Source organism: Lysinibacillus sp. RC79, assembly GCF_041262405.1.
Taxonomy (GTDB): domain Bacteria; phylum Bacillota; class Bacilli; order Bacillales_A; family Planococcaceae; genus Lysinibacillus.
Window position 1 is genome coordinate 73,941 of sequence record NZ_JBGCCD010000012.1, and the last position, 16,412, is coordinate 90,352.

At 37.9% G+C, this 16,412-nt stretch carries 16 protein-coding genes; 1 reads left to right on the forward strand and 15 read right to left on the reverse strand.

Translation table 11 applies throughout. From position 1 onward, the window contains the following. Positions 1-82: 82 nt before the first annotated feature. The gene (locus ABH968_RS13440) at positions 83-2,227 is read right to left on the reverse strand and encodes an EAL domain-containing protein (protein WP_370044632.1); all 2,145 of its coding nucleotides are present in this window, start codon (positions 2,225-2,227) and stop codon (positions 83-85) included. 171 nt (positions 2,228-2,398) lie between these two features. Between ABH968_RS13440 and ABH968_RS13445 the strand changes: the two genes are divergently transcribed. Then, positions 2,399-2,542 carry a hypothetical protein gene (locus tag ABH968_RS13445; protein ID WP_370044634.1) on the forward strand — a complete coding sequence of 48 codons (144 nt, stop codon included), beginning with the start codon at positions 2,399-2,401 and terminating at the stop codon, positions 2,540-2,542. A gap of 798 nt (positions 2,543-3,340) precedes the next feature. Here ABH968_RS13445 and glyA read toward each other — a convergent pair. The 14 genes from glyA to ABH968_RS13515 form a co-directional block, all read right to left on the reverse strand. Continuing rightward, positions 3,341-4,582, reverse strand: coding sequence for a serine hydroxymethyltransferase (gene glyA / locus ABH968_RS13450; protein WP_370044636.1), 1,242 nt, complete (start codon positions 4,580-4,582; stop codon positions 3,341-3,343). Positions 4,583-4,642: 60 nt separating this feature from the next. Next, positions 4,643-5,185 (reverse strand): TIGR01440 family protein, encoded by a 543-nt coding sequence (locus ABH968_RS13455; RefSeq protein ID WP_370044638.1) that lies wholly within the window; start codon positions 5,183-5,185, stop codon positions 4,643-4,645. A 79-nt stretch (positions 5,186-5,264) separates the two neighbouring features. Beyond that, a complete protein-coding gene (rpiB, locus tag ABH968_RS13460; RefSeq protein ID WP_370044640.1) occupies positions 5,265-5,702 on the reverse strand; it encodes a ribose 5-phosphate isomerase B in 438 nt (145 codons plus the stop codon). 768 nt (positions 5,703-6,470) lie between these two features. Beyond that, the gene (locus ABH968_RS13465) at positions 6,471-7,754 is read right to left on the reverse strand and encodes a methyl-accepting chemotaxis protein (protein ID WP_370044642.1); all 1,284 of its coding nucleotides are present in this window, start codon (positions 7,752-7,754) and stop codon (positions 6,471-6,473) included. An 8-nt stretch (positions 7,755-7,762) separates the two neighbouring features. Beyond that, the gene (locus ABH968_RS13470) at positions 7,763-8,203 is read right to left on the reverse strand and encodes a low molecular weight protein arginine phosphatase (RefSeq protein WP_370044645.1); all 441 of its coding nucleotides are present in this window, start codon (positions 8,201-8,203) and stop codon (positions 7,763-7,765) included. A 24-nt stretch (positions 8,204-8,227) separates the two neighbouring features. Further along, positions 8,228-8,725 (reverse strand): manganese efflux pump MntP, encoded by a 498-nt coding sequence (locus tag ABH968_RS13475; RefSeq protein WP_370044647.1) that lies wholly within the window; start codon positions 8,723-8,725, stop codon positions 8,228-8,230. Positions 8,726-8,970: 245 nt separating this feature from the next. Further along, a complete protein-coding gene (locus ABH968_RS13480) occupies positions 8,971-10,005 on the reverse strand; it encodes an L-threonylcarbamoyladenylate synthase (RefSeq protein WP_370044649.1) in 1,035 nt (344 codons plus the stop codon). Positions 10,006-10,106: 101 nt separating this feature from the next. Then, a complete protein-coding gene (locus ABH968_RS13485) occupies positions 10,107-10,706 on the reverse strand; it encodes a stage II sporulation protein R (protein ID WP_370044651.1) in 600 nt (199 codons plus the stop codon). Between the two features lie 44 nt (positions 10,707-10,750). Then, positions 10,751-11,611 carry a peptide chain release factor N(5)-glutamine methyltransferase gene (gene prmC, locus ABH968_RS13490; protein ID WP_370044653.1) on the reverse strand — a complete coding sequence of 287 codons (861 nt, stop codon included), beginning with the start codon at positions 11,609-11,611 and terminating at the stop codon, positions 10,751-10,753. Next, complete coding sequence (prfA, locus tag ABH968_RS13495; RefSeq protein ID WP_370044655.1) at positions 11,598-12,674, reverse strand: peptide chain release factor 1; 1,077 nt, start codon at positions 12,672-12,674, stop codon at positions 11,598-11,600. Before prfA ends, prmC begins: the two co-directional genes overlap by 14 nt. 184 nt (positions 12,675-12,858) lie before the next feature. Continuing rightward, on the reverse strand, positions 12,859-13,431 hold the full coding sequence (locus ABH968_RS13500; protein ID WP_049668006.1) for a thymidine kinase: 573 nt from the start codon (positions 13,429-13,431) through the stop codon (positions 12,859-12,861). 121 nt (positions 13,432-13,552) lie between these two features. After that, positions 13,553-13,756 carry a 50S ribosomal protein L31 gene (gene rpmE, locus ABH968_RS13505; RefSeq protein ID WP_370044657.1) on the reverse strand — a complete coding sequence of 68 codons (204 nt, stop codon included), beginning with the start codon at positions 13,754-13,756 and terminating at the stop codon, positions 13,553-13,555. 566 nt (positions 13,757-14,322) lie between these two features. Next, entirely contained in the window at positions 14,323-15,372 is a 1,050-nt protein-coding gene (locus tag ABH968_RS13510) for an NAD(P)/FAD-dependent oxidoreductase (RefSeq protein WP_370044659.1), read from the reverse strand. A gap of 44 nt (positions 15,373-15,416) precedes the next feature. Further along, on the reverse strand, positions 15,417-16,367 hold the full coding sequence (locus tag ABH968_RS13515; RefSeq protein ID WP_370044661.1) for an ABC transporter substrate-binding protein: 951 nt from the start codon (positions 16,365-16,367) through the stop codon (positions 15,417-15,419). Between the last annotated feature and the right edge of the window lie 45 nt (positions 16,368-16,412).

Below are 16,412 nucleotides of genomic sequence, written 5' to 3' on the forward strand. Positions count from 1 at the left end.
AGTATAACAGAAAAAAGGAGTCGTCTCAAAAATAAATTTGGGACAATTCCTTTTCAAGAATGTTTACTACATATAAAAGCGATTATTCATCAAGTATTGCATCTAACTGTTCTATTGTCATCGGCTTATAATAGAAGTAACCTTGTCCTATTGTACAGCCGAGTGCGCGTAAAATCTCAACCTGCTCTTTACTTTCAATACCTTCTGCGACTGAAGTCATTCCTAAATTTAATGCTAATTGAATAATGGATCGGACAATAGCGAGTGTCGCAGCATCATTAATAGCATTAATAAAGCTTCGATCTATTTTCAATTCAGTAAACGGCAGTCTTTGTAAATAACTTAGTGATGAGAAGCCTGTTCCAAAATCATCCACCGAAGTTTCAAAGCCGTACCCCTTTAATTCCTGAATAATAGAAAAAGCGGTCTGAAAATCAACTAGGCCAATAGTTTCCGTTACTTCTAAAATGATATATCTCGGATCTATATCGTATTTCTGAACAAGCTCCAATGTATCCTGCACAAAATTAGCATAGTAAAAATGATCAGGCGAAATATTTACTGCTACCTTCACTAATTTTTTCCCTAATCTTTTACGCCCTGCTAACCACGAAAGAACTATCTCTAATATTTGAATATCGATTTCTCGTACCTTTCCCGCACTTTCTGCCACTGGAATAAAGATTGCCGGAGACACGAAACCGAGTTTCGGAGAAATCCAGCGAGCGAGCGCTTCAATACTTTGAATTTCACCTGTCCGTAAATCAACCTTTGGCTGTAAATTCACCGAGATTTCTTTGTTTTTTAATGCTTGTGCCAAATGGTTTAACACTGTCATTTGCTGCTCAAGCACATCATTTCTTTCTTGCGTAAATATTTCCGTATGAGTACCTGGTTTATTGGCCGCAAAGGATACAGCATTATCTGCAAAGCGAATTGCATCAACCATTTTTATCTCATCATTATATAAAGCAATTCCAGTTTTCAGTGTAATATAAATTTGCTTGCCACCTACAATAAAGGGCTGACGAATAATCTCTTTTATACGCCTTTCATAATTTAAGAAACCTTCATCGGATGTCGCATTTGAAATGATTAAACTAGAGCTTGTAAACCTAGCGATATATTCGTTATGCTCATACTTCTCTTCATTTAGACGTTTGGCAATTTGTCTTAAAAGCTCATCTCCCGCTTCACGACCATATAACTCGACAATTTGAGGGAATTCGCTCGGCTTTAAAATTTTGATATTGCCATTTTGACCGCATTCTTTTTCTACCTTGTTTAAAAAACCATGTCGATTAGGCAGCCCCGTTGTGATATCGGTATAGGCTAAATCCCATATCCTTTTTTGTGTTTTTGCATACGAATATGCCAATGCAACAAGAGCACCAATTTTCCGAAACAAACTTTCAAAAAACTTCTGGTCATGTTGCTCTAAAAATATCGCAAATAATCCAATTGCTTGCTGTTGTTGATTGTATATTGGCATAAACCATCCAAATAGCTTTTTAGAGGAATTGGCAAACATTTTATGTTCTATTGGAATATCAATTTCATCCAAGCTCTTAACGAGAATGGATGTCTCTCCTTGCATAACTCTCTTAAAAAATTCATTGTTTTCACAACGCTCCGGTAAACCTTTTGTTTTATCGTTCCCACTAAAAATTCGTAATTGATCTGCCTCCGTTTTGACAAGTACCATACTTGATATATCTGGCATAAAAAATTCATCAAGACTACTGCAAATAATGCTCATCTTTTTATCAAAGGAATTGTCCTTTTCAATCGCTTCGTACATAGCTTTCTCAAGGCGCATTAAAAATTCATCGGTGTGATAGTACGTAACATCCTTCACAAGTACTAGTACAAATAATGTTTCATTTTTATTATTTTGAAATGGGAGTGCTTGTATCTCTGCCCAAAAAGGAGGTTTATCGAAACAATTATAGTGCCATTTTGCTTGCACTATGACTCCGCTATGTATTTTTTGTTTAATCTTTTCAATAGTTGTCTGTTCTTCGTTTCCCATCAATAAAAAATAATCGTTATTTATTATTTTTGAACGTGTAGTATTTGTAAGCGTACAAAAAGAATTATTACATTCTATTACGCAATGATTATTTGTTGCATCAAAAATAACGTAGCTTTCTTTAGAGTTATCACCTAACCTACGAATTGTATTTAATAGCATTTCATTTTCTATGTACATTGTTTTAGTAACCATCCAGTCCCTCCTCCCTCTATCTCTATCAATTATGCCTCGGCATATTTGCGTCCGGAATCGGCTTTGTGCTTAGGCCTGCAGATGTTTTTTGCGCGAAAGCGAAGCGGCAGCAGCAGATGTTTTTTGTGCGAAAGCGCAGTGCTAACGTAGCGGCAGCAACGTGTTTTGTCTGTGCGAAAGCGAAGCGACAGCAACAACGTGTTTTGTCTGTGCGAAAGCGAAGCGACAGCAACAACGTGTTTTGTCTGTGCGAAAGCGAAGCGACAGCAACAACGTGATGCAGGTCAGTTAGCCGTTATCGCATGGATGCGATGATTTTTAGGCTAACATCCTTTATTAACTCCTTTCCGATTCTGTGACATCCGCCGGAGGCTTTAGGCCAACAGATGTTTTTTGCGCGAAAGCGTAGCGTCAGCGGCAGATGTTTTTTGCGCGAAAGCGTAGTGCTAACGCAGCGGCAGCAAGGTGTTTTGTCTGTGCGAAAGCGAAGCGACAGCAACAGCACGAAGTTGGTCACTCAGTCGTTGCCACAGGACGTGGCGTTCTTAGACTGAGTTCCTCTATTTCAGTGGATGTTTGGACACCCGCTGAAAAGTAACTTAAACCTGCATTCATCTCCCCACCTATAGAGGTGGGAAACTTCCGCTGAAAGAAGTTAAATCTCTCTAATATTGTACATAAAAATTCAATAAATTGTCACTTTTATGAAAAATTTTCTTCGCAAGGGGACATTATCTGTCTCACTCTACTATAATATATCCTTTTCTACTAAGTTTATGTAAATAAATTCAAAAATAGGAGTATTTTATTTCTATGTTAACAAAAAACTGCTCATCTTCAAAACGTGTGGTTGATTTCCGTTCCGACTGGGAGCTTTCCTAGGAGCGTCCGATAAGCTGCTTGTGCCAACAGATGTTTTTTGCGCGAAAGCGAAGCGGCAACAACACGGGGTTGGTCACGAAGGCGTTATCACAGGACGTGCTCTTAGCCTTCGTTCCTCTAACTTCCAGGGTCTCATCTGTGACGCTGATGCCCAGCCTTCACTTTTAACTAATAAAAAAAGCTGTGGTTAAAGTGCAATCTATCACTTTAACCACAGCCTTATCTATTAAATTATGCGTATAATGGATGTTTGTCAGTTAAAGCTTTGACGCGAGCTTTTGCTTCCGATTTAACTGCTTCATCTTCTGGGTTTTTAAGAACCGCAGCAATAATTAAACCAACTTCTTTCATGTCCTCTTCTTTGAAGCCACGAGATGTCACAGCTGGTGTACCAATGCGGATACCAGAAGTTACGAATGGAGATTCTGTATCGTAAGGGATTGTATTTTTATTTGTTGTAATGCCTACTTCATCAAGTGCATGCTCTGCTACTTTTCCTGTTAAGCCAAGAGATTTCACATTAAGAAGTAACAAGTGGTTATCCGTACCACCAGATACAATTTCAACATCTTCTGCAATTAATACTTCTGCTAAAGCTTTAGCATTAGCTTTAATTTGTTTTGAATACTCTTTGAATTCTGGCTGTAATGCTTCACCGAATGCTACAGCTTTTGCAGCGATTACGTGCATTAATGGTCCACCTTGGATACCCGGGAATACAGATTTGTTAAGCTTTTGCTCCCATTCTTTCGAAGCTAGGATTAAACCACCACGTGGGCCACGTAATGTTTTATGTGTTGTAGATGTTACAAAATCAGCGTATGGCACTGGTGATTGGTGCTCACCAGTAGCTACAAGACCAGCGATATGTGCCATATCCACCATGAAATATGCTCCTACTTCATCAGCGATTTCACGGAATTTAGCAAAATCGATTTCACGTGGGTATGCAGATGCTCCTGCAACAATTAGTTTTGGCTTATGCTCTAACGCTTTTTGGCGCACATCTTCATAATCGATTACTTGAGTATCTTTTGTTACGCCATATTCAACGAAGTTATATAGAATACCTGAGAAGTTTACAGGAGATCCATGTGTTAAGTGACCGCCATGAGATAAATTCATCCCAAGTACTGTATCACCTGGTTCTAAAATCGTGTGGTATACAGCCATGTTTGCTTGTGCACCTGAGTGTGGTTGTACGTTTGCATATTCTGCACCAAAGATTTCTTTCACACGGTCACGTGCGATATCTTCCACAACATCTACGTGTTCACAACCGCCATAGTAGCGTTTACCTGGATAACCTTCAGCATATTTATTTGTTAGAACAGAACCTTGTGCTTCCATTACCGCTTCAGATACAAAGTTTTCTGATGCGATTAACTCAATATTTGCTTGTTGGCGTTTTTTTTCCGCAAGAATTCCGTCTAATACTGCTTTGTCTTGTACTGCTAATTTTTCGTATGCCATGTTTGAAAAAGCCTCCTAAGTATAATCGTTATTTGTATACCACTGATTTCAGAGGTAATTTTATTTATATACTGCACGCTCTCCACCAATCAGCTTCGGACGTGTTGTTGCAATTGTTACAACCGCTTCTCCTACCATTCGCACAGAAGTACGAACTGGAACAGCTACTGCCTTTAAATGCATACCTATGAGTGTTTGACCAATGTCAATACCTGCATTTGCTTGCACAGCTTCCACAACAACTGGATTTGTAAATTGCGTAAACGCATAAGCGGACATCGAGCCACCTGCTGTACGAACTGGCACAACTGCTACTGGTTCATAACCAAATTGTTCTGCTGTTGTTGCTTCCATTGTAATAGCACGATTAATATGCTCACATCCTTGGAACGCTAGATGTAGTTGATGTTTCTTTGCAAATGCCTGCAACGGCTCAAAAATCGCCTCTGCAATTTCCAGCGCGCCTGCTGTGCCAATTTTCTGACCAATCACTTCAGATGTCGAGCAGCCTACGACAAAAATAGTATTTGGTCGTAGGGTTACCTGCTCTTCAAATTCACTGAGTAACTGAGTCAAATGTGTTCGTATTTGTTGTACACCCACTATGCTCAGCCCCTTTATTTCTAAATTATTTATGTCACACTAAACTTAGGACATATGTCAGCAAACTTAGTTGCTTTTCTTATTGCTCAAGCTCAGCAATTTTTTCAATGCGGCGCGTATGACGACCACCTTCAAAATCTGTTTCAAGCCATACTTTAGCAATTTCACGTGCAAGGCCTGGCCCAATAACACGCTCACCCATCGCTAAAATATTTGAATCGTTGTGGCAACGCGTTGCTTTCGCGCTGAATAAATCATGCACTAAAGCACAACGAATCCCCTTAACTTTATTTGCAGCAATGGACATCCCAATGCCTGTACCACAAATTAAAATACCTTTATCAAATTCCCCGCTAGCAACACCTTCAGTAACTGGTTTTGCATAATCAGGATAGTCTACTGAATCCGCAGATTGTGGACCAAAATCTTCGTAGCTAATATGTAGCTCATCTAACAGCTGCATAATCTCACGACGTAAGTTATTGCCTCCGTGATCAGAAGAAATTGCTATTCTCACTGGGTTCCCTCTTTTCGAATTATAGTCAACACTAGTGTACCACTTCTATCTCAAGAATAACATGATTTTTCTTGCATTTTTATGCTGATTTCTCCTAAAAGACGAACAATTCTTGTAAATTCACATAAAATCATTCACTTTTAAATTCATTTTCCTGTGGATATTGTGAATATCATGTTGATAAATTCGGATAATGGTTATTTGTTGTAATATTCTAGCTTCTAAAGTTTTTTTACCTTTTCAATTACAGTGGACATACTATATCAATATTTTTCTATGCATTACCAATAGTTAGCGATATAGAGAGATTCTATGCTAAATGCGAGTGTGGCGTAATGTGAAGCCTTTTTAGTTTGATGTTCTATCTGTTGATGTAGCTCTTCTTTCCGTCGTTGCTGCTCTTCTTTCCGTCGCTTTGCCTATTCTTTCCGTCGTTGCTGCTGTTCTTTCCGTCGCTTCGAGTTCTATCCGTCGCTTCTGTTCTTCTTTCCGTCGCTCTGCCTGTTCTTTCCGTCGTTGATGCTCTTCTTTCCGTCGCTTCGAGTTCTATCCGTCGCTTCTGCTCTTCTTTCCGTCGCTTTGCCTATCCTTTCCGTCGTTGCTGCTGTTCTTTCCGTCGCTTCGAGTTCTATCCGTCGCTTCCGTCGCTTCGAGTTCTATCCGTCGCTCCCAACTCTTCGGGTACCATATACAAGCCTTAATACACTATAAAAAAAACTGTAGCAAACTCGATACTTACTCGAGTTTATCTACAGTTTAAAATCATATTTATGCTTGTCTATCAAATTGTTGGATCATTTTATGCAGTTCTTCTGATTGTATCTTTAAGCTTTCTGCTAGTTTTTCTACTTGCTCAATGGCGTATGCTTGTTCTTCTGTTGCGCTGCGAACTTCCTGTGCACCTGCTGACGTTTCTTGAGCAATGGCTGCAACTTCTTGTGATTGACGAGCAGTTGTTTCAATATTATGCATTTGCTGTTCAATTAGTGAAGAAATTTCCACAATCGATGTTGCCATTTCGTGTACACTTGAAGACATACCTTCTACCGCTGTCGTAGTTTCTGATACACGTGCAGCTTCTTTTGTCGCAAATGTCACCTGATGATTCATTTGTTTTACAACAATCTCAACGTTTTGTTGCATAGATTGAACAAGGGAAGTAATGCCTTGTACCGCCTTCGCACTTTCATCAGCTAAACTACGAACTTCTTCAGCTACAACAGCAAAACCTTTTCCATGTTCTCCAGCACGTGCTGCCTCAATTGAAGCATTTAAAGCTAGTAAATTTGTTTGTGCTGCAATATCGCCAACTAAGCTAATGATACGCTCTACCTGTCCAGCGTTTTCCTCTAATAGGCGAATGCTTTCTAATGCCTCATTATTGCCAGCCGCAATTTGTTGAATACTATTCACTAACGTTTCGATCGCTTTTGTTGTTGTCGTTAAATTATGTAGAATCTCTTTGGATTGTGATGCAGATGCCTCTGCTCTACTATTGACTTCTGTTGCGAGAGCTCGTACATCTTCAATAGCTTCAGCTGTATCTTGTACTGCTGTAGCAGACGCCTCTGCTCCTGTAGAAATATGTTTTACGGTAGAGGCAATATTCTCTGCCTTTTTTGTTGCAACTGCAGCTTCATCAGATAGTTGAATTATCGATTGATTTGTTTGTTGGAAGTTAAGATCTATACTTTCAACCATCTGTCGTAAATTTAATACCATTTGTTGAAATGCCTCTGCCACAGAACGAATCTCATCACTTGTTTTCGGCATTTCTACATCCTGTCCAATTTTCCCTTGTGCTACACGGGAAGCTGAATTTTCGAGCTGCTGTAAAGGTTTAATTAAGATTACACTGAAAACTGCAGCCAAAATACCCGACCACACAATCCCTGACACATAAGTAAAAATTTCAAACAGTTTACGATTAGTCTCTGGGAAAAAGGTAGGTTGTAAATATTCGATGAAAATAAAACTGATACTGTACGTGATTAGTGCAAGTATACTGACAAATAATACTAGTTTAAGTCGTAAGCCAAACTGTTTTTTCATAGCGACCCTCAATCCTCTTCAAGTTTTTTTGCTAGTCGTTCTACCAATTCCGTTAATTCTGCAAATGTTACTTCATAGATTTCTTTACTACCTCCGTAAGGATCTACAACATTTCCTACGCTACCTTCACTTGTATATTCTTTTAAAGTAAAAACTTTTTGTTCTGCATTTGGAAAATGAGCGATGATTGTATCTTTGTGAGCTGTTGTCATTGTTAAAATTAAATCAGCCCACTCCATTTCAATTATTGATAATTGTGTTGCTAAATGCTGATGCGTCATATTTGCTTCATATAATACTTGTTGTGCATGTGCAGACATTTCCGCATTTGGCATGGCATAAATGCCCGCTGAACGGACCTCTACATTGTCAATTTGTTTATGTTTTAAAATTACCTCTGCCATTGGACTGCGACAAGTATTCCCGGTGCAAACAAATAGTATTTTCATACTTATCACCCTCCACTGTTTTCTCTATTGCCGGATAGCTAGTACACTCATAATGATAAAAAAAATTCCTGTAATTATTTGAAATTTATTGCCAAGCAAGACCTGACTTCTTCGTGCAATGACTAATGACCCATAAGAGCAAATAAGCGCACTTACACCTGCACTTATAATAAATACTGTTTTCTCTAAGTGTAGCATACCAAAAGAAACACTTACTGAAAAGGTATCTAGGCTTGCAGTCACAGCTAAAAGTATTGGTGAAATTGTCACCTTTTCATCTTTTCGCGAAAATAATAGTAAATGTAAGCCCATGCAAAATAATAAAATACTTGAAATCCATTGTCCCCACTCTAAGAGGAAATGCACTAAAAAGTGTCCTAATTCGAAACCTAATAACGGGAAAAGCATATGCAAAGCAGCTGTCCAAACTGACAAAAAAAATCGATATCTAACATTTGGTATCAATACATATAAACCAATCACATCTATAGACGTTATTATACCTGCAAGAATTCCCTGCAAGAAAGCACTCCTTCACTCTCTAATATTTTATCATTTTATGCTCGGAAATACAGTATTATCATAATACAATTTCCTTACAAAGAGGTGTTAAAAGTCACTCAACAATGAACAATCGCCTTCCGTTATGGTAAAAACTCGCTACGCTTTCCACAACTATAGCTCAAGTACAAAAGTCTAAGTATCTTCAATACAAAAAATAGCATGCTAGAAGTTACTTCTAACATACTATTTTTATAGGTATTTTATTAACGAGTATACCATTTTCCTCCAGCCGCTTTCTCAAGTCGATTCATAATGGCAGCTCCTACCCCTTCAGTCGATGTAGTAGTCGCTAGGATAATTGTAGCTGCTGTTTTATCGCAAGCTCTTAGGGCATGGTACAATGTCGCACCCATTTCTTCTTTACTACCAGCTTCTCCTACTGAGAAATAAAAATCAGCCTTACTGTCAACAAAGCTAGCTGGTGCAAGTAACGCTACTTTATACCCTTGTTTTTGTAATTGATGTACAGCCTCATGGACTTTCTTCAAATCACATTCAATTAATAGTACAGGTGCGTTAGGAGCATAGTGTGTATATTTCATACCAGGGGCTTTTGGAGTAGCCTCTAATTTTTGCTCTATTTTTGAAGGTTGAAGTACTTGACCAATCTTAGCCTCTAACATTTCCTTCGTAATTCCACCTGGACGCAAAATTACTGGAGGTTCATGTGTTACATCTAACACAGTGGATTCGAGTCCAATCCCAGTAGAACCTCCATCTAAAATATAAGGTATGTACCCTCCCAAATCATCCTGAACATGTATTGCTTCTGTAGGACTTGGCTTCCCACTACGATTAGCACTCGGCGCAGCAAGTGGCTTTTTTAATTGTTGTAGTAAGGCGAGCGCAACTGGATGATCTGGCATACGAATGCCGACAGTCGTTAGACCAGCTGTCACACTGTTTGCCAGCACGTTTGGTTTTACAGGCATGACAAGTGTCAGCGGACCTGGCCAAAATAAATCCATGCATTTTTTGGCTACTTCTGAAATATGTTCTATATAGAGTTCAACTTCTTCTTTCGTGCCAATGTGAACAATTAGCGGATTGTCTGAAGGACGACCTTTTGCTTCAAATATCTTTTTAACTGCTGCATCATTTGTTGCAACAGCTCCTAGGCCATAAACCGTTTCTGTTGGAAATGCCACGACTCCACCTGCATTTAAGATATCCACAGCCTGTGTATAATTTTTCTGACTATTCACATTACTGTCCACAATCTTGCAACCGGTTTCCATAATTAAAACCTTCCTTCAATTATTCGTTTTCACTGAATTATCCACATAATGTTTATAACTTACTAAAAATTGTGTATAAGTTGTCTGAATTCGTGAACAATTCATTCAAAAAAACCTTTAATCCATTCCCATATAAAAAATGTAACGTGTTCCTTCTCTTCTTTTGGTTCTACTTTTTGTTCTTCTTTATCGGGCTCACAAATTGATGGGAATATGCTACACCACCAGTTATCACCACGTGCATCACCGATTTTCACGACAATCGAATGATATAAATTTTGTGGATAAAGTACAGCGTTCTGTCTTTTTGGTGGAAATAAGTTATCCCCAAGTACAACTTGTGCATGAAGTTGTGGATAATTTTCTTTTATTTCTGCTTCAATTTCTTGTTTTAATGAAAGTATTTGCTCGTTATCCACAGTTTTAGATCCAGCACTAGCGACTACTTGCTTGAAATACGGCTTTAAATTTTTGACAAGCTGCTCCTTTTCAAGCTGATCCTTTGTCGTGTTGCTATTGGCAATAACGCGTATACGAAAATCATTTTCTTGTTCATGATTGCTAGCTTCTTTCGCAAAACCTACTAATGATGGAATATATAAAATACATAATTGTAAAGCAATCGCAATTAATACTAATCTTGCAAAAGCTAGTAAAATATTTTGTTTAGGTAATCTAATAATCTTGTATTCGTTTAACATAAAAATCCCTCCTTGCTCAACATTGTTGGCAAGAAGTAGATAGTTTATACATGAATTTCACAAAAAATCATTCGAGGCTTACCATTTATATCTTTTTCTATTGAAATTGTAGCTTGTGGAAAACTATTTTTAAAGAATTGAGCCACCTTCTCCCCTTGTGTATAACCGATTTCAAGACCAATGAGGGCAGGTTTATTCATAAGGGGCGGAAGTTGCTCAGCTAATTTTCTATATAAAATAAGCCCGTCTTCTTCTGCAAAAAGAGCACTATGTGGTTCATGCTCCAGCACAGTACTTGACATCTCTTTCGCTTCATCAAAAGCAATATACGGTGGATTCGATAAAACGATATCAAATTTCTCACCTGCCAGAGGCTTTGCTAAATCCCCTAGTTGAAAATCAATATCCGCCGCCAATCTTTGTGCATTTTTATGTGCTGTAGTTAAAGCGGCTTCGGATAAATCAGTGGCTACGACCGTTAGCTCTGGACATTCTAGCTTCATAGAAATAGCAATTGCACCACTGCCCGTTCCGATATCTGCAAGCTTCAATTCTTGATGATTAAATATTTTGTTCATGCGATTGATTGTTCCAAGCACTAATTCCTCGGTCTCAGGTCTAGGAATAAGTACTGACTCATCGACAATAAATGAACGACCATAAAATTCTTCACTACCGACGCAATACTGTACAGGTCGTCCACTTGCATGCTCTTCGATGAGTTCTTTAAATTTTTCTTTTTGTTCAGCTGTTAATACGTCTTGAAGGTGTAGCATTACTTCTGAATAGCTAGTGCCAAGTATATGCTGCATGACAATACGTGCTGCGGTTTCCTCACGACCATTATCCACTAAAAAAGAAGAAGCCCATTGAAGGGCCTCCATTACATTATTATAGGTCATCATTTAATCGCTCTAACTTTGATGCTTGCTCCTCTAAAATGAGCGTATCAATGATTTCGTCTAGTTTACCTTCGACGATTTGATCTAGTTTTTGAATCGTTAAACCAATACGGTGGTCTGTTACACGGTTTTGTGGATAATTGTATGTGCGAATACGCTCAGAGCGATCGCCTGAACCTACAGCTGATTTACGTGTGGCATCGATTTCCTTTTGTGCTTCTTGCAGATACATATCAGCAACACGAGCACGCAGAATTTTCATTGCCTTTTCACGGTTTTTAATTTGTGATCGTTCATCCTGCATCGATACAACAACACCTGTCGGTAAGTGAATCATACGCACAGCTGACATCGTAGTATTTACCGATTGACCACCGGCACCAGAAGATGCAAATGTATCAACTCGGATATCTTTTTCATGGATCTCAACATCTACTTCTTCAACCTCAGGTAAGCAAGCAACTGTCGCTGTCGATGTATGAATACGTCCTTGAGATTCTGTTGCAGGTACACGTTGTACACGGTGCGCACCATTTTCAAATTTGAATTTTGAATAGGCACCTTGACCGTTAATCATAAAAATAACTTCTTTATAGCCGCCCATTGCGTTTGGCGTCGCTTCCATTACGTCAATTTTCCAGCCTTGTGTCTCAGCATAACGAGAGTACATACGGAACAAATCTCCTGCGAAAATATTCGCCTCGTCTCCACCAGCTGCTCCACGAATCTCCATAATAACGTTTTTATTATCATTTGGATCTTTCGGAATTAATAGAATGCGTAAACGTTCTTCCAACTCTTCTTGCTGATCTTTTAGTAAGTTGAATTCTTCTTTCACCATCTCGTGCATATCAGGATCTTTTTCATTATCTAGCATTTCACGTGTATCCGCTAATTGCTCTTTTACACTTTTATATTCACGATAAGCTTCTACAGTTTCTTGGATATCTGATTGCTCTTTGGAATATTCACGTAATTTTTTACTATCATTCACAATATCGGGATCACTTAAAAGCTCTGTTAGCCTTTCGTAACGATCCTCTACTGCTTGTAATCGATCGAACATGGATTTCACCTCTATTAAATTTTTATGAAGTTTGCTCTTTTGTAACTGCAGAGAAACTTTAAATTAGAATTACGCTAAGCGCGTAAGAATATTTTTGAACATTTTTCATTTCCACTACTTAGTATAAGGAAATTTCCGCATGTATGCTACTTTTTCTTAGTTCAATCAACTCAATCAGTTTACATTATAGCGGCGGATGCGCGTGACACTTTCGACAAACTGGATAGTAGGAATCATTCCCGCCAATTTGAATTTGATCACCTGTATAAACAGGCTTTCCACTTTCATCAACACGTAAATTCATTGTCGCTTTTTTATGACAGAACCAGCAAATCGTTTTCATTTCCTCAATTTTATCTGCATATGTAAGCATGTACTGACTGCCTTCAAATAGCTCATTTTGGAAATCGTTTTTTAGACCGAAGCCCATGACTGGAATATCTAACTCATCTACGATATATGCTAACTGCAAAACATGCTCTTTTTTTAGAAATTGTACTTCATCAACAAGTACACAATATGGTTTTACAGCATTGTTTTTTACTAGCTCAAAAATATTTGTATCATCATTAACAGGAATGGCTTGTTGACGTAAGCCTACTCGACTTGAGATAAAGCCTACTTCATCTCGCGTATCTATGCCTGGTGTAAACATCATTACAGGTTTTTGTTGTTCTTCATAGTTATGCGCAACTTTTAGAATTTCTATGGATTTACCACTATTCATTGCACCGTGTTTAAAATATAGCTGTGCCATTTTTGTCTTCTCCCTTTCTTCTTGTCGATCTGGATACTGAAAAGACTCGCATCAACGTATTTCCTTGATATACTGAAAAAAATACCTGCCAAGCACATGCTTGGCAGGTATTAAACTAACATTAGTTTTTAAGACCGTATTTTTTGTTGAAACGATCCACGCGACCATCAGCAGACGCGAATTTTTGACGGCCAGTATAGAATGGGTGACATTCGTTGCAGAACTCGACAACGATGTTTTCTTTTACTGAACCAGTTTTGAAAGAGTTACCACAAGAGCAATTTACTGTTGCTTCTTTGTAATCTGGATGAATTCCTTGTTTCATATTCGTTTTCTCCTCTCGCCCTGAACCATCTGGAACAGAGTATTATCGAACTGTACCTTACATAGCCCGAATATGTCGGCTACATATGTACACGTTGCATACTTAGCAATATTACCATATGAAATATACATTTGACAATAGTTTTGAATGTATTAACGATCAGTTATTTAAAAAATTTAAACACTTCTCCGATTGCAGAATCTATCATAAATGAGAAAACAATCGAAGATAAAATAACTGTTACTACTTTCTTTTTTTATGTTCATAACTAGTGGAACCTTCTTTATACCTCGATTGCAACTTTACTACAGTATGCACAAAACAATACTTCCTCACTATTTTGCTCCCCGCAATTTGTGCGAAATTCCACTAATAATACCCATTCCCTATACATTATAACAAAATTATACAACGGAAAATTGTAAATTAATACATTTGGTTACTATATTTCTTCATACCTTTCTTATGGTAAAAAATTCACCATCGACTATTGCTAGTCAATGGTGATTCATGTTTATAGTTTGCCTTTAGATTTTTATTTAACTTCCCTTCAAAAAAATTAATAGTTAACCGCGTACTTCACGATAGTCATTATCCACTAATCCTATTTTTTTATTTCGTTCTTTGAATCGAATATTGTGGGAAGACACGTACGCCACTTTTGGTGCATCCGGCTCTAAATAAAGCTTTGCACTATTCAATGCTAGAATACCATCTGTAAATGCACCTGCTATTAATCTTACCTTAGAAGGATGATCTACAAAATCTCCTGCACCATAAATACCTTCTATATTTGTTTCACGCTTTTCATTGACAATAGCTACTCCGTCTTGAATATCTAAGCCCCACTCTTCTAGTGCGCCATAATCACATTTTAAGCCATGATTAACGATGACTGCATCCACTTCTAATTGTTCTATTTCGTCCGTTTCTTTATTGGCGATTGACACGGACTGTATTAAATCACCATCACCATGCAATTGCACCACTTCATAAGGTGTTTTTATAGATACAGAGGATTCGCGCATTTTTAGTACATTTTTTTCATGACCACCAAATTCATCACGTCGATGAACAATTGTTACACTAGCAGCAATTGGCTCTAGCTCATTTGCCCAATCTACAGCAGAATTACCACCACCAGAAATTAAAACATGCTTATTATGGAAAATTTCTAACTCCTGTACTGTGTAATATAAATTTGTCACTTCATAGCGATCTACTCCTGCTATCTCGAGCTTTTGCATAGAAAGTACACCGTATCCAACTGCTAAAATGACCGTTTTCGAATAGTGTTTCTCACCTGTTGAAGACGTTAATATAAATGTACCATCACTCTGTTTTTCTAATTTTTCAACTTTTTGATTTAAGACAATAGTTGGGTCAAATGTTTTTGCCTGTTCAACTAGTTGTTCAATTAGCTGTCCACCTAATATTGGTGTTACAGCACCAACATCCCAAATCATCTTTTCTGGATAAATTAACATTCGACCACCAAGCTGAGAGCTATATTCTATAATTTTCGTCTTTAAGTCGCGCATCCCACTATAAAAGGCTGTATAAAGTCCTGCGGGTCCCCCACCAACAATCGTTACATCATACATTTCTAACGTCATATTCGAAATTCCTCATTTCATCTTTTTTGTACAAACATGACCATTTATTTTTCACTCTTTTTCTTTTCTAACAGCATATTTGTCACTTCTTCTACTTGTGCAAGTACAGCAATCGGGTCAAACGGCCAAAATCTTTTAGCATCTAAATAAAATACATTGTTATTTTTCACTGCATCCATTGACTTCCACAGAGAATCTTCTCTGTTTAACTTACCACCATTTGTTTCATCTAAGAAAATATAGTCTCCCGCATATTCAGGTAATACTTCATAAGAAACTTGCTTGTACGTTTCCCCTGTTTCAATTAACTCCTTTTGAATACTTTGGGGCGCTTTTAGTTGCAATTGCTTATAAATGGCTTGCCCGCCGCGATAAATACCGTCACCGTATAAATAAAAATCTTTGCCCAATACCCCAAAGATAGAAAACGTTTCATTTGGATCTAAAACTTCTGCTAACTTTTCACGATTTTCTGATACTTTCTCTGCAAACATTTTCAGCCAAGCTTCTCCTTCAGCTTGTTTTCCTAAAATTTCAGCAAGCCCTTTTACTTCTTCTTCCACACTACGGTAGGTTTCGTACAGCAAAACAACCGTTGGCGCTATTTTTGATAACTTTTCATACGATTCTGCATCCGCTGTAATAATTAAATCTGGCTTCAACGCTAAAATAGATTCAATTGCACTTTCTCCTGTATTTTCTATATCATCAATTTGGTCTTGAATGTGGACATTTTCTAAATCTCGTTGTGTCGCACCTACTGGCATTACCCCTAATAGTAATGAAGTTGGCAAATATCCATCCACTACAAGTCGCTCAACTTTCGTAGGAATTTCAATTTCTCCATTAATAGTGGGTACCTTTTTCGTCGTACCTCCTGTCTCTTCTTTAGTATTACTGTTCACTTTATTATCCTTAGAGGTCTCATCATTGCTGCTACATCCCACAAGCATAAGTGTTAATATAATTAAAAAAATAGTTAGCTTTTTCATCATTCCACCCTACCTTTGATAATAACTTTCATTCTCAATCAAAAATTT

What these genes read in the sequence shown, in the direction of transcription:
- ABH968_RS13480 (WP_370044649.1), bottom strand. Translation starts at nt 10,005, where the DNA reads ATGGAAACCGGTTGCAAGATTGTGGACAGTAATGTGAATAGTCAGAAA.
- rpmE (WP_370044657.1), bottom strand. Translation starts at nt 13,756, where the DNA reads ATGAAACAAGGAATTCATCCAGATTACAAAGAAGCAACAGTAAATTGC.
- ABH968_RS13510 (WP_370044659.1), bottom strand. Translation starts at nt 15,372, where the DNA reads ATGACGTTAGAAATGTATGATGTAACGATTGTTGGTGGGGGACCCGCA.
- prfA (WP_370044655.1), bottom strand. Translation starts at nt 12,674, where the DNA reads ATGTTCGATCGATTACAAGCAGTAGAGGATCGTTACGAAAGGCTAACA.
- ABH968_RS13470 (WP_370044645.1), bottom strand. Translation starts at nt 8,203, where the DNA reads ATGAAAATACTATTTGTTTGCACCGGGAATACTTGTCGCAGTCCAATG.
- prmC (WP_370044653.1), bottom strand. Translation starts at nt 11,611, where the DNA reads ATGATGACCTATAATAATGTAATGGAGGCCCTTCAATGGGCTTCTTCT.
- ABH968_RS13465 (WP_370044642.1), bottom strand. Translation starts at nt 7,754, where the DNA reads ATGAAAAAACAGTTTGGCTTACGACTTAAACTAGTATTATTTGTCAGT.
- ABH968_RS13515 (WP_370044661.1), bottom strand. Translation starts at nt 16,367, where the DNA reads ATGATGAAAAAGCTAACTATTTTTTTAATTATATTAACACTTATGCTT.
- glyA (WP_370044636.1), bottom strand. Translation starts at nt 4,582, where the DNA reads ATGGCATACGAAAAATTAGCAGTACAAGACAAAGCAGTATTAGACGGA.
- ABH968_RS13500 (WP_049668006.1), bottom strand. Translation starts at nt 13,431, where the DNA reads ATGGCACAGCTATATTTTAAACACGGTGCAATGAATAGTGGTAAATCC.
- ABH968_RS13485 (WP_370044651.1), bottom strand. Translation starts at nt 10,706, where the DNA reads ATGTTAAACGAATACAAGATTATTAGATTACCTAAACAAAATATTTTA.
- ABH968_RS13440 (WP_370044632.1), bottom strand. Translation starts at nt 2,227, where the DNA reads ATGGTTACTAAAACAATGTACATAGAAAATGAAATGCTATTAAATACA.